Annotated in this window: 18 protein-coding genes; 3 read left to right on the plus strand and 15 right to left on the minus strand. The window is 40.2% G+C overall.

Features of this window, described 5'->3' with window-relative positions:
• Positions 1 to 194 (minus strand): hypothetical protein (locus B5J94_RS14490; protein ID WP_211271064.1); only part of this gene is annotated, 194 nt, incomplete at its 3' end.
• A gap of 90 nt (positions 195 to 284) precedes the next feature.
• Positions 285 to 659 (minus strand): hypothetical protein, encoded by a 375-nt coding sequence (locus B5J94_RS06905; protein ID WP_062499912.1) that lies wholly within the window; start codon positions 657 to 659, stop codon positions 285 to 287.
• Between the two features lie 157 nt (positions 660 to 816).
• On the opposite strand from B5J94_RS06905, the gene B5J94_RS06910 reads away from it, so the two are divergent.
• A complete protein-coding gene (locus B5J94_RS06910; RefSeq protein ID WP_143821928.1) occupies positions 817 to 1479 on the plus strand; it encodes a recombinase family protein in 663 nt (220 codons plus the stop codon).
• Here B5J94_RS06910 and B5J94_RS06915 read toward each other — a convergent pair.
• From B5J94_RS06915 to B5J94_RS06955, 10 genes are all read right to left on the minus strand, one after another.
• Entirely contained in the window at positions 1476 to 1892 is a 417-nt protein-coding gene (locus B5J94_RS06915) for a thermonuclease family protein (protein ID WP_158081045.1), read from the minus strand. The two genes, B5J94_RS06910 and B5J94_RS06915, sit on opposite strands and share 4 nt — an antisense overlap.
• Positions 1893 to 1973: 81 nt before the next feature.
• On the minus strand, positions 1974 to 3035 hold the full coding sequence (locus B5J94_RS06920) for a toprim domain-containing protein (protein ID WP_062499916.1): 1062 nt from the start codon (positions 3033 to 3035) through the stop codon (positions 1974 to 1976).
• 164 nt (positions 3036 to 3199) lie between these two features.
• Positions 3200 to 3397 (minus strand): hypothetical protein, encoded by a 198-nt coding sequence (locus B5J94_RS13880; protein WP_143821929.1) that lies wholly within the window; start codon positions 3395 to 3397, stop codon positions 3200 to 3202.
• Positions 3398 to 3415: 18 nt separating this feature from the next.
• Positions 3416 to 3958 (minus strand): DUF5710 domain-containing protein, encoded by a 543-nt coding sequence (locus B5J94_RS06925; RefSeq protein WP_062499918.1) that lies wholly within the window; start codon positions 3956 to 3958, stop codon positions 3416 to 3418.
• A gap of 122 nt (positions 3959 to 4080) precedes the next feature.
• On the minus strand, positions 4081 to 5637 hold the full coding sequence (locus B5J94_RS06930; protein ID WP_062499920.1) for an LPD5 domain-containing protein: 1557 nt from the start codon (positions 5635 to 5637) through the stop codon (positions 4081 to 4083).
• Positions 5638 to 5661: 24 nt separating this feature from the next.
• Positions 5662 to 6036: a hypothetical protein gene (locus B5J94_RS06935; RefSeq protein WP_062499922.1), complete on the minus strand. Its 375-nt coding sequence runs from the start codon at positions 6034 to 6036 to the stop codon at positions 5662 to 5664.
• 118 nt (positions 6037 to 6154) lie between these two features.
• Positions 6155 to 6580: a hypothetical protein gene (locus B5J94_RS06940; RefSeq protein WP_062499924.1), complete on the minus strand. Its 426-nt coding sequence runs from the start codon at positions 6578 to 6580 to the stop codon at positions 6155 to 6157.
• On the minus strand, positions 6573 to 8792 hold the full coding sequence (locus tag B5J94_RS06945) for a DNA topoisomerase 3 (protein ID WP_079364022.1): 2220 nt from the start codon (positions 8790 to 8792) through the stop codon (positions 6573 to 6575). The genes B5J94_RS06940 and B5J94_RS06945 overlap by 8 nt, the downstream gene beginning before the upstream one ends.
• Positions 8793 to 9320 (minus strand): IS630 family transposase, encoded by a 528-nt coding sequence (locus tag B5J94_RS06950; protein WP_143821930.1) that lies wholly within the window; start codon positions 9318 to 9320, stop codon positions 8793 to 8795.
• On the minus strand, positions 9305 to 9613 hold the full coding sequence (locus B5J94_RS06955) for an IS630 transposase-related protein (protein ID WP_228144550.1): 309 nt from the start codon (positions 9611 to 9613) through the stop codon (positions 9305 to 9307). The genes B5J94_RS06950 and B5J94_RS06955 overlap by 16 nt, the downstream gene beginning before the upstream one ends.
• A gap of 261 nt (positions 9614 to 9874) precedes the next feature.
• Here B5J94_RS06955 and B5J94_RS06960 point away from each other — a divergent pair, with 261 nt between their 5' ends.
• Both B5J94_RS06960 and B5J94_RS06965 read left to right on the plus strand, forming a co-directional pair.
• On the plus strand, positions 9875 to 10264 hold the full coding sequence (locus tag B5J94_RS06960; RefSeq protein WP_115246767.1) for a hypothetical protein: 390 nt from the start codon (positions 9875 to 9877) through the stop codon (positions 10262 to 10264).
• Between the two features lie 9 nt (positions 10265 to 10273).
• A complete protein-coding gene (locus tag B5J94_RS06965; protein ID WP_062501549.1) occupies positions 10274 to 10894 on the plus strand; it encodes an HI_0552 family protein in 621 nt (206 codons plus the stop codon).
• Here B5J94_RS06965 and B5J94_RS06970 read toward each other — a convergent pair.
• Genes B5J94_RS06970 through B5J94_RS06980 form a run of 3 tightly spaced genes read right to left on the minus strand, consistent with a single transcriptional unit; the run spans position 10891 to position 12150 of the window.
• Positions 10891 to 11406, minus strand: a complete 516-nt coding sequence (locus tag B5J94_RS06970) for a hypothetical protein (protein WP_062501547.1) — start codon at positions 11404 to 11406, stop codon at positions 10891 to 10893. The genes B5J94_RS06965 and B5J94_RS06970 overlap by 4 nt on opposite strands.
• 52 nt (positions 11407 to 11458) lie before the next feature.
• The gene (gene tusA / locus B5J94_RS06975) at positions 11459 to 11695 is read right to left on the minus strand and encodes a sulfurtransferase TusA (RefSeq protein WP_062501545.1); all 237 of its coding nucleotides are present in this window, start codon (positions 11693 to 11695) and stop codon (positions 11459 to 11461) included.
• A complete protein-coding gene (locus tag B5J94_RS06980; RefSeq protein WP_062501543.1) occupies positions 11692 to 12150 on the minus strand; it encodes an acyl-CoA thioesterase in 459 nt (152 codons plus the stop codon). The genes tusA and B5J94_RS06980 overlap by 4 nt, the downstream gene beginning before the upstream one ends.
• Positions 12151 to 12359 lie beyond the last annotated feature (209 nt).

Raw genomic sequence — 12359 nt, forward strand, 5'->3', positions numbered from 1 at the left:
TTGGAAAGAGGTCTATTAAACATAAGGATAATAAGAACGGCAATGCGTGCCATTATATCTATATTTAATTGTTCTTGGGATAGATATATTCCTAAACTTCCACATAAAACTATGTAGAATATTGAAAATGCTATTAACAACTTTCTTTTAATAGAAAAACTGTCTAGTCTTGTTGGTTTATTGTAATTACTCATTTGTACTTCTCTCCGTATTCACGCTTCTTTTTTTCTAAATAAGATTTTGATTTGAATTCACAATCTTTCATTTCATTATTATTACCAAATTTAATTTAAAAATTCCACGCTAATAACATGGCTCTTTTTGATTTCCACTAATTCTTGCTCACACATCGGCTGACTATCCGATAGGGTAGGGCAGTTTAAAATAGGGTATTTTGGTGTGGTTAGCACAGTTAAAGTGTCTTTGTATGGGTGCTTGGTAATATAGCCTATATACTCGTTTGAGTGTGTTCTCACAATGCCAATATCATTGCTTCGGATATAGTTGAGTTGATAACCCAGCCAAAAAGATAAGCCAATACTTAAACACAGACCAAATGCCGTTATCCATTTATGTACACCATTTAAAATGATAACACAAAAAATAAAAAACAGGCAGACCCATAACCAACCATAAGGAAGTATCAACTCGTCTATCATGAGAAATATCCAATTTTACCACTACAAAAATTCTCAATAGGGTGTACCCTAATGGGAATATTATACACTCTTGAAAATTGGTATCAATAGGGTTTCATTTGATTTTTTGGGAAAAAAGTATCATAATAGGCTTATTTTTATTGAGACAAAAAGAAAAGTGAAAGACCCCCTAGACCAAGACCGAACCATAGACATTGACGAGTTAAATATTCAAAAGGTGCAAACGATTGGCTATATCCGAGTATCCACCATAGACCAAAAAACCGACCGCCAGCTTGACGGTGTCGCCCTTGACCGCATTTTTACCGACAAGATGACAGGTGCAACAAAAGACCGCCCCCAGCTCAAAGCAATGCTGGATTATGTACGCTATGGTGATACAGTCATGGTGCATAGTCTTGACCGACTGGCAAGAAATTTTGATGATTTGCTTGCCATTATCAACCAGCTTGCCAAAAAGGGCGTAACTTTTAAATCCTTGCAGGAAAACATCACAATTAACGGCACAAATACCAGTCCCATAGATACGCTGATTTTGCATATTTTTGGGGCAATCGCCCAGTTTAACCGCTCTTTAATCCGTGAAGCTCAGCGAGAAGGCATAGCCAAAGCCAAACAAAAGGGCGTATATAAAGGGCGTAAGTCGGTTTTGACCGATGAGAATATAGCACAGATAGAAGCCCTATTGGCACAGCGTAATTCGTCCGTTGATGAGTATAAAAAAATAAGCCATACTGACATTGCCAAACAAGTAGGTATCAGTAAATCTAGCTTATACCGATACCTAGGCAGACGACAGCAGACAGAGCCAAAAGATTAGGATTTTTGTTCCTTTCGCCATTTGCTAGGCTCAACTGGGTTGGGTTCAGACCATAGACCGAGACGGCTATTTTTGGCTTGATTTTCAAACTCAATATACTCTTTGCTTGGCTTGAAATCACGGTACGCCCACGCCATACCGAGCCTAATCATCTGTTGGTTGATGTTGGCGTTATTGTAAAATACTTCGGCAAGGGTGCGATTGTACTTGTCTTGACCGTATATTTTAAGCGTAACCTGCTTTTGATAGACCATGTCAGACAATGACCGTTTGGAAACTTGTCCAAAGGCTCGCCCCTTTTCAGGTGCGTCTATGTAGGATAGGCGAACTGTGATTTTTTCAATGCGTCTAGGGTGTGCTAGGCGTTCACTCACACATTCCAAAGTATCACCGTCAAGGATAGCTATATACACGACAATCTTTATTTTGAGCGGTTGCTTTGCCATTGGTGCAACCAGCCACAACGACAAGGAATAATAGTAACAAGTGCTTTATCATTTTCGCCCCCCATCATCTTTTTCATGTTCTTGGTGTTGGCTGTCAATCGCTGTCTGCTTTCCCATATCGTGCTGTTGCTCCGTGTATCCTGTTGGAAGTCGTAATTGCTCACCATTGGCATAACTGGGGATATGGTCGGCAAGGCGTTTTAGTAGGTCTTCTTTGGTCTCAGGTGCGTATTTTTCGCTGTGAGTGATGACTTCTTTCCACACTTGAATTGCTTTTATGTTCTCATCGCTTATCTGCGGATAACTTTGTTTGATGAAATCAATATCTAGGCGTTCCTGTACGGTAGGCTCAGATTGGGTAAGGTTTGGTTGTTCTTTTGGGGGGTTAATGCGGTTAAGCTGTTCTTTAAGCTGTCTTTTAAATTCATCAACGCCTTGATTAACATAGACATCGTTCCAATCTTTGCCCTTATCGCCAACATTGAATTGTGGTGCTAAAACATGGGTGTTTGGCACGGTTTCGGCTACCTTATGAGCGTCCACAAGACCAACATTTTCATGCGGTTTGCCTGTATTTGGGTTAATTTCAAGGGTTTTGGCGTGGTCGTTGTCAGCACCGATATAAATTTTACTATCAGGATAATGCTCCCTTAACTGCTGTGCCACATTCAACAATCCACCTTTACCAAAAGCCACCAAGACCGCCCTGTTGGTTTGCTCATGCAATGTTGCCCCTGTCGCATAGCCTTCCGTAATAATGACTGGTTCACCATTTTTGACTTGACCCAATGCAACAGATAAGCCATTTTTTTCACCACCTTTTAGGGCATATTTAGCACCCTGATAGCCAATAGTCTCAAAAGACCGTAATTCCCCCTGTTCGTTGAATTGGGGTATCATCAGATTGCCCTTTTGCAATATCATTCTTTCATCGCCTTGATTTCTCAACGCTTGGGCTTCTTTCCAGTCATTTGCAATCACAATATCATTGGCAAATTGTGGCGGTAGTTGGCTCTTATCAGGCACAATACGCATGATATTGTTGTGAGTTACTTGTTTTCTGTCTAAGTATTCATGTTGCTGGGCGAGTGGTGCAAACTGCATAACCATAGCAACCCTACTGGCTGTTTTGTCATAAGCAGCTTGCTGTTCAGGGCTTATACTATGGGTTTTTGGTGTTTGACCTTGCTCTTGTGTGTAGTAGGTTTTTTCGGTATTAGAATGGGTTATACTGGGTGTTGGCTTAGCTAAACCTTTGGCGATATTTACCGCTTCTATATTTTTAAGTACGGCAATATATTCTGCTGGATATACCCATTTTTCAGGCGTACCGCCACGACTAAAATTAGTAATGCGTCCTGCTGGTATTCACCATCGTTGCGGTAAAGCTGATACATGACATTTTTGTCATTTGAGCCGTCATTACTTAGGCGGTGCGTTCCTGTGCGTTTTGGCGGTCTTGAACTAGCCATTTCTCAAATCTATTTAAATCAAGACCTGCTGGGGCGTACCGTTTTATTGGCATTATCCCACTTCGCCCCTAGTGCTTTGGCTTGGTTTTTCTCGGCATAGGGAGTGTTTAGCTTGGTATCATATTGGGAAATATTGGGTGTGTAAGCTGTCGCCTGTTGCTGTTGGGCTACTGGCGTTGGTTGTGTAGGTTGCTCTGCTTGGATTGCAGGTTGTACAGATTGCTCCAAATGAGCTTGCCACAATTTTGACTGGCTAAACGCTTGTTTTATATCATCTTCGCTTAAATTCTGTGTAAGACTTGATAAAACCATCTCTTGTTCTTTGACTTGGTTATTAACCACGCTTTGAATAGATACATCATTGGCAACGCTAACAACCAGCAAATTATTATCTTTCATTTGTTTACGATAACTGCCAACATTGATACCTTTTTCAAAACCATTGTTTTCCAAATAGTTGTTAAGCAAAATTCTATTTACGGCAAACGGCAATTCTTGTGGTTGTTGAATTGGCGTGGTTTCGCCTACTGTTTGAGCCTGTGGTTCATTGGCGGTATTCACAGATTGTTTGGTGTGTTCTTGTTTTTCTTTTATCTTTTCAGTACCAGTAACCGCTAGCGTGTCAGCGTGGATAATCGGCTCAGGCTCATAGTGAACTGGTATAAATTCTTTATCTGTTTCTCTTAGAGTGTTAAAAACGCATTATAAGCTTTGCTAAATTGTTCCAATTCATCAGCTTTGGGGTAGGGGTAAGCGTCTAAGTTTTTTTGCCAGTCTTTTTCAGCCTTGATATTTACCAAGAAATCATTTTTAATACCATTTTTTGAAAGCTCATGTTGGATATAACTCTCAAAAGCTCTGGCGGTCATTTCCACATTGGTTGAGAAATAAGCAGGGCTTCTATAAGCGTCAGCCGTCTGTGAACGCTTTTGCAAATCATAATTTTTAATGGTATTCATCAACAATTTTAGGCTGTCATTCATAGGTTCTGTGCGAATATCTTCACGCAATTTATTCCCTTGCGGACTTGCCCAAGTCTTAAAGTTTTTTGTGGTAAGCTCAACAGTTGAACTCATAGAATGGTCTAGGGCGTGCCACCATTCATGAGCTAGACTTCCAGCCCCCCTTGTTTTGGTTAAGTTGATGACTTTTTCGTCTGTCTCATAGTGGGCGGACGCTGAGCCACTCCCCCTAGCACCAAAAGCAATGCCAAGCCTACCGTTTAGCCCTATGGCTTTTGGGTCAATTTTTAAGGCTTTGGACAAGTCCATAAAACCGTCATAGGCATTATTGAGCATTTGCTGGCGTTCATCGCCAGTTACCCAGTTGCCAAACTGTCCACCACGCACCCCAAAAGTTGCCATAAACTCATCAGGTGTTATGTCGTGGTCTCGGTAAGATTGCCCTGTCCGCTCTTCATTGATTGCGTTTCGCATATCAGTTTTTGTAATAGAGTTATGCTCTCTATGAGCTGTCCAGCGTCTGCTTAATTCTGCAATATTTTCAGGGTCTTTTTTGTATTCACGAGCTTCCGCCAGCGTTTCAAACTCAATAAGTGGCGTTTTTTGGCGGTCAGTCTTCGCACAAATGAAAGCGGTATCATCTCTTCTGCGTGTGTAGATATCAAAACTACTGGCAGTCATTTCTCTTGTAGCCATGTGTTTTTCTTTGTCTTTTAAAATGGTTTGTATTTCCCCTGCAAATTCATCAATGATTGCCCTAGTATCGTAATTTTTAATGGTTACAGGCTCTTTTGGATAAAATGAATGGCGTTCGCCTTTTAATTGTACGCTCAAATAAACAGTATTATTTTCATTGGTATTTTGCCGAAAACTAACATCACCAACTTTTTTCCAGTCTTCACGGTCTAGCTTGGTAAGTAAATAAGCCTTGCTACCGCTATGAGTTTTTTCCAACTCTTTCATGACAATTTCAGTAAAAACTGGGTCATTTTTTTCCATTAAATCAACAACAACTTTTTGGCTCTTGCTGACTTCATCAAGCCAACGGTTTAGCTTATATGGACTTCTTGGGCGAGTTGGTAAAGTGTCCCTAAGCGTATGGGCGATTGACACAATTTCAATGTCTTTAATTGCCTTAATGTCCTTGTCAGCCCATAATTTAGATAGCGGTAATGATTTGGCTTCTTCGCTGGTTGGGTCTATGGCTCTAAAATAAGTCTCTTTTTTCGCCCCTGCGATGTGTTCGCCAAAGTCTTCTAATCTTTGTTCATTGCTCATGGTATACCCCTTAACTTAATACGTTTAGTCGTCTGTTGTCCAGTATTCTACTGGCTCACTATCATTGTCCAAATCGGCTTTTTCAAGCTCATCAGGGTTTAAAAGTAGGTGTTCTAAATCGCTGATTTGCTTTTCTAAGGCTTCGCTATTTCGCCAGTATTCTGCGTTGCCTTGCGTGATACGCTGTTGTTTGGTATCATCGTCCAAGTTGTCAAAATCAGGATAATTGACTGGGTTGTGTTCGCTACTCTCCCAAGTATCTGCTTCGTTTTCAGCGTGTAATTCTGCCAATTCAGCATTTTTTGTAAGCCATTCATCATAGCTTTCTATGTAAGTCATATCCGCACGCTGACGAGCTTCTATATATTTTTGATAGGTCTGTTCTGTGTAATTACTCATATCTCTACCTTATGGATTATGTATCTACGATAGTAGAAATTAATTAAAGTCGTTAGACTTAGTCAAAATTTCAAAAGACAAAAGAAAAAGTTAAAGGGCGTGAATATCATAGCAGATTTCATTTCTTATTGGCACAAACATTGCCGTTTACGGTGCTGGCAGAACCAACAGAATTTGCTTGAATACCAATATCGCCATTCACATTCTTAACTTTACCAATATTTTCAGCCTTAATGGTTAAATTACCACTTACAGAATTGAGTGATTGCAAATTACCAAATATTTCAATTTGAATAGTCTCTTGATTGTTTGAAAATTCTTTAATATCAAATTCTTTGTCATCAACAACGATTTTTGAGCCTTGAAAGCTAATATCGCCATTATGTACGCCATTATTGATATAGCCAACATTACCGTGAATATTATTTTGAAACATAGTATTACCTTGATTAACATTAAATGAGTTTGGGATAATTTTGATAATTGAATATTGATGAATATCACAAACTTTATTGCCATTGATATATAGACCTGATTTAGTCATACTTTGGTACTCCATTCACTTCATCATAATTTTGTTTACATTTTGGAAAGCCTGAACAGCCAAAAAAGCTATACGACTTACCAGCTTTACTTGTGCCTTGTCGTAATATCAGTTTTTTACCACACTTTTTACAATCAAATTCTGATAGATTTTGAGCTGGTTTAGGCTCTTTGGGGACTGGCTTACCGTTTTTATCATTCATCATGTGATTGCAGGGATTTTCTTTGTCATTCCAGCCACTACAACCCCAAAATAACCCAAATTTACCTGATTTTTGGTACATAGCTCTTCCACATTCAGGGCAGGGACTACTTGGCTTTTCTTTGGGCGTTGGTTTGGTGTAATTGGCTTTTAGGGCGTTTACCGTTGGTGCAATCGTGGTGTTTTGCATTTGCTCGATAAAAGCATAAACATCTTGCTCACCCTTGATATTTTGCTGTTGTTCTTCCCAAACGGCAGTCATATCAGGATAGCGGATTTTGTCATCAAGCAAATCATACAAGGCTTTACCCCTGTCTGTGCTGACAATGGATTTACCCTTTTCAGCCAAATAACCACGCTCAAATAAATTTTTGATAATGGCGGAGCGTGTGGCAGGTGTGCCAATACCACCGTGTTCACCCTGTTTTTCTTTGTCCTTGTCTTTTAAAATCTTAGCAAGGCGTGGGTCTTTGACATATTTAGCAACTTTGGTTAAATCCCCAAGTAGGCTTGTCATCGTGTATAATGCTGGTGGTTTGGTCTCGTGTTCGTTGGCGTGGGCGGTAACGCATTGCCCCATATCACTTGTTTTTAGACTGCGTAAATCCACGCTGGCGACATCATCAGGCAAGGCGACTTCTTCATTGCCTGTATCGTGCGTGTAGAGCTTTTTCCAGCCCATAGCCGTATCCACTCGTGCGGTGGCTTGGAACTGGTACGCCACACCGTCCACAATCACATCAAGCATGATTTTGGTCTCATCGTACTCATAGAGTGGGTAGAATTGAGCGATATAATTTCGTGCAATGACTTTGTACAGGTTTTGCTCTTTTTCACTCAAACTAGACCAATTCCCCACCGTCTGCGTTGGGATAATGGCGTGGTGAGCCGTTACTTTGGCGGAGTTAAATACTCGCCCTTTTTGGTTTGGGTTGGCGTTGGAGCAAGCACCGCTCATAAGGTCAAAAGTGCCAGCAATGGCAGACAAAACACCGCCAACATCATCAAATTGCTCATCACTCAAATACTGACAATCGGAGCGGTTGTAGGTTATCAGGTGGTGCTTCTCACGCAATGATTGTGTGATTGCCATAACATCATCAGGTTTGTAGCCAAACTTACGGCTGGCTTCCTGTTGCAATTTGAGCAGATTATAGGGCAGGGGAGCTGGCTCTTTTTTATGCTCAGTCTGTGCCACAAGGATTTTTGCAATCTTGCCAGTCAATAAATTAGCAAGATTTTGAGCAAAATTCTTATCGGTTAATCGCCCATTATCATCTGTGGGGTCTGTGTCTTTGGGTTGATATTTGGCAGTAAAAACTACGCCATTGAACGCACAATCGCCTGTAATGGTGTAGTAATAGCTTTTCTTATGGCTGGCATTCTCACGGTCTCTACGCACCACAAGCCCCAAGATTGGCGTTTGCACTCGCCCAATGTGCCAAGTGTCCCTACTTCCTGTTTTGGCTTGTTCTGACAGGCTATAAGCCCTTGTAAGGTTGTATCCAAATGATTGGTCGCCAATGGCTCTACTTTCAGCTTTCCAGCCCAAATGCTCAAATTCACTATTTGGGCGTAAATTGGCAAGGGATTTTTGCACAACGGCAGGGGTGTTGTCGTTAATCAAAACACGCATTACAGGCTTGGTGTTTTTAAAATATCTTAACAACTCATCAACCAGCAACTGACCTTCATCGTCAGGGTCGCCAGCATGAACAATGGTCTTTGCTTGCTTTACCAAATCACGGATAACCGCCACTTGCTTTTTCTTGTCGGCAGGGATTTTTCTTGGAGCTGGTAATACTGGCTCAATCGGCAGGGTGTCCATATCCCAATGCTTGTACTTTTCATCAAGCTCATCAGGGTCTTTTAGGACTAACATATGTCCAAAGCACCAAGTAACCGTATCGCCCTTAACAGGGTGCTGAAAATAGCCGTCCTTATTCACAAAACCACCACCGAGAGCGGTACAAATGGCTTTTGCCACATCAGGCTTTTCTGCAATATACACTCAACAAACCACAAAATCACCACACACCCCCATGTTCCAAAACAACTCATCTAAATCATCAGTCATCCAACCTTGTCTTAAAGAGTTAGCTTGACTCCATTTATACTCAATGGGGTTTAAATCAGGAGAGTAAGGGGGTAAGAACAATAAACGATGTCCATGTCTGTTTAATAGCTTTTGGATTCTTTTGTTTTTATGAAAAGGAGCATTATCCATGACAATCACGCATTTTTGCTTTAATTTTGGAATTAAGGTGTGTTTTAACCAATCATAAACGGTTTGGGTGTTGGTGTGGTGTTTGTGATAAGACAAAGCAAACAACTGATTGTGATACAAAGCACCGATGACATTAACCCTTAACCTGCTGTTTTGGTAGTTATGATACAAAATACTGGGCTGACCCATAGGAGCATATCCATAAGGACGATAAGTGTGTATTTGAAACCCTGACTCATCCATGTAGATGATAGGATGACCTTGCTCTTGATAGACAGTAAGTTTATCTAAATACTCTAACTGCTTGTTGATGTCTGACTTAGGGTGTACTCTTTTGTTTTTTTACGAGTAATGCCCAATCTTTTTAAAGCTTTGTAAATGCCCATGTCAGTACAACCAAAACGTCTTGCTCGCTCATACAGGTAATCATAAGGGTAGTCTTCTACATCTTTGAGTAATGCTTCATCATCTATCTTTTTAGGCTTTACGTCTTTTGTTGGTTTAATCTCTATGTTTTGTTGCCAGTTTTGTAAGGTACGAGTAGAGACATTAAGTAAAGATGCTACCTTGCGATAAGACATGCCTTTGTCATTGATGAGTGCCAAGGCTTTTTTGCGAAAGTCTAGGGATTAGGTCATGGTATTAGAGTCTTTATTTAATGAATGTTAGGGTATTGTGGCATATTTGGGGTTTGGGGGGTGTAAAATTATTTTTATTATTTTGATAATAATAAAAAATAGAAAAGTAGTTTTAATTTTTTAAATTGGTTAAAGGGAAGTGTGAATGAAAATAGATAAAAGCACTTACGTCATTTGGGCGATTTTATTGCCACTATCATTGTTGTTGCATTATGATACCTATAAGGGTTGGATTACTCTTTTGGTGCTTGGGATTTGTTTGCTTTTTATGAATATTTTGGAAAAGTATGTCAAAAAAATAAAAAATTACAAGACGAGCAATTTAATATTTTATTTGCCATTATTATCGTCGTAACAATACTTTTAACACCAAGATTATCCTATTATTTAGCTCAATATTTTGTTGCCAAAAACCAAAGTAAAATTTGTGGGATTGTCAGTCAAATTAACAAACCATCTTGGGGTCATAATACTTTTAATTTAGAAAATAATGCAAGTAATTTTAAATTAAATATTTATGATAATTTATCCATTGACGATAAAGTGTGCATTACTTATAATCCCAATGAAAAATGGTATGGCTATGCTTATGTGTTTAAACTTGAAAAACAACCTTAATTATTTATTATGCTAAAATCCACCCACGTCCAAATTCTAAATAAACCTTATTCCCAAATTAAGGACTTAAAGCTCCATTGTCCTGATAAATTAGACACCATTAAGAGTGGTCACAAATCCGCTTGGCAAATTTTTAAAGCCTTTAATTTGCAGATTTATCAAAACTTACCCAATCATTTTGCCAAACCCCATATCCAAAATTGGTGCAACGGTTGGGAAATCAGACGGCACTTTTTTGCTTATTATAAATATGAAAATTATCTTGGCAATGCTCCGATTATTGTCGTGATTTTAAATAGGCAAAGGCTGATTGTTGCTTTGACGTGGCATTCTTATAAGGCAAACAGCTCAAATAGCACATTGGGGCAATTTAATAACTGGATAAATGAGATTGATTGGGCGGAGTTTGCCGACTTTTATTTTTGGCATAGCCGTGTTAATGAATATGGCGACTTTCAACAAGCTCATGAATTTGACTATGAAAAAGTAGCGTTAAATGCAGGCGAATTTTACCGCTTGGGCAAATTTATAGATAAAGATAAGCTGGATGATTTTAGCGATGATGAGCTTGCAGAGTGGGTCGGTCAGACGATTGAGCGGTTAGGCAGAGTGTATGAGTGGTGTCATTAGAGCGTGATGTCATCAAAGAATTTGGCAAAATGCCGATTGACGATAAATAATGCCAAGCCTTCTATCACAAACAATAACGTCATGATTTTAAAGATAAAATTACCAAATTCATTACCAAATCGTGTCAAATAAGTACGGCTGTTGTGGTTGGCAATCTCGGAAAACTCCCAAAATCCCAAAAAATAAATCAACGCCACAACCATAAACAGCCAAAAATAAGACGCCTGATTGGGATTTTCTACTGCTTGGGTTTGCAAGGTGTGGCGGTAATGCTTTTTTAGGGCAAATAAAGTCGGTGCGGACAGTCCGATGAGATGGTGTTTTAGCAGGACTTGCCCGAGCAAAAACAGATAATAAAATGTTAGGGTGTCATATATCCATTTGTTGCCAGCACTACCATTCATGCCCTTTGCCACAGGAAGTATGCCTGTATAGTCGCTCGGCACAAAAAACAAACTACCAAACAGCAAGCACGGCAAAAGCCCAATGCTTATCACAGGCAAGCAAAACATCTCTTTATAAATGGCAAACCCAAACGGTCGGGCAGACCAAATACAATCATGTCTAGCCTAACTTTTTAACAACCACATAACGATAACTGCCGTCATCAAGGGTCTCTTGACTGGCAAGCGTATGCCCCAAATGCCGACAAAAATTGGGAATGTCTCGGGTCGTGGCAGGGTCGGTCGCTAGAATATGAATCTCATCGCCCCCTTTGGCAGTGCGAATGCTCTTATGTAGGAGCATGACAGGTTCAGGGCAGATTAGCCCTGTGGTGTCTAGCATAATGGTATCACTCATAGCGGACGCCCTTCAAAATCACTTAAAATCTGCCGTTCATCTGCCGTCCATGCTTGCTTGTTGCCGTCTTTGTCGGTGCGGACGATGGTTGCCGTGCCATTGGCAACGATGGCTTGTTGGGCGCTGCTGTAATATTCGTACGCCATGCTGAGACTGGTGTTGCCGATTTTGGTGCATTTGACTCCAATCAGGAGCGTGTCAGGATAATGCACGGGGCGTAGGTAGTTGCATGATGAACCTGCCAAGATGGTCAAGGTTTCGCCTTTGAACATGGCAAGGGCGTGCAGGTAGCTGATACGAGCGGACTCGGAATAACGGTAGTAGGCGACATTATTAACATGGTTAAAGGCATCCATCTCGCCCCATGCCACAGGCTGAACGTGGACGATGGGGTAGTCGTGTAGCTCGGTGGGTCGGTCGTTGCCTGTGAGTGTGGCGGTGTAGGGATGGGTCATGGGGATGTCCTTTTAAGTTTCAATTTAGCTAAAATGATTAGGGCGTGCCTACCCTTTATAACACAATTTAAAATTTACAAATATTTTAAAAATAAAATAATGTTTTTGCATGAAAAATGGCTATCCGACCACTTAAATCGTGTAAACTTTAAGATTTTAACTTAATTTTTTAAATTAAGTGGTCGGATTGTTTTTCTGCGTCAAAAACT

Origin of the sequence: Moraxella lacunata, assembly GCF_002027545.1 — a bacterium.
In the GTDB taxonomy this organism is placed as follows: Bacteria; Pseudomonadota; Gammaproteobacteria; order Pseudomonadales; family Moraxellaceae; genus Moraxella; species Moraxella lacunata.

What these genes read in the sequence shown, in the direction of transcription:
- B5J94_RS06905 (WP_062499912.1), bottom strand. Translation starts at nt 659, where the DNA reads ATGATAGACGAGTTGATACTTCCTTATGGTTGGTTATGGGTCTGCCTG.
- B5J94_RS06920 (WP_062499916.1), bottom strand. Translation starts at nt 3,035, where the DNA reads ATGGTTATGCAGTTTGCACCACTCGCCCAGCAACATGAATACTTAGAC.
- B5J94_RS13880 (WP_143821929.1), bottom strand. Translation starts at nt 3,397, where the DNA reads ATGGCTAGTTCAAGACCGCCAAAACGCACAGGAACGCACCGCCTAAGT.
- B5J94_RS06930 (WP_062499920.1), bottom strand. Translation starts at nt 5,637, where the DNA reads ATGAGCAATGAACAAAGATTAGAAGACTTTGGCGAACACATCGCAGGG.
- B5J94_RS06935 (WP_062499922.1), bottom strand. Translation starts at nt 6,036, where the DNA reads ATGAGTAATTACACAGAACAGACCTATCAAAAATATATAGAAGCTCGT.
- B5J94_RS06940 (WP_062499924.1), bottom strand. Translation starts at nt 6,580, where the DNA reads ATGACTAAATCAGGTCTATATATCAATGGCAATAAAGTTTGTGATATT.
- B5J94_RS06965 (WP_062501549.1), top strand. Translation starts at nt 10,274, where the DNA reads ATGCTAAAATCCACCCACGTCCAAATTCTAAATAAACCTTATTCCCAA.
- B5J94_RS06970 (WP_062501547.1), bottom strand. Translation starts at nt 11,406, where the DNA reads ATGTTTTGCTTGCCTGTGATAAGCATTGGGCTTTTGCCGTGCTTGCTG.
- tusA (WP_062501545.1), bottom strand. Translation starts at nt 11,695, where the DNA reads ATGAGTGATACCATTATGCTAGACACCACAGGGCTAATCTGCCCTGAA.
- B5J94_RS06980 (WP_062501543.1), bottom strand. Translation starts at nt 12,150, where the DNA reads ATGACCCATCCCTACACCGCCACACTCACAGGCAACGACCGACCCACC.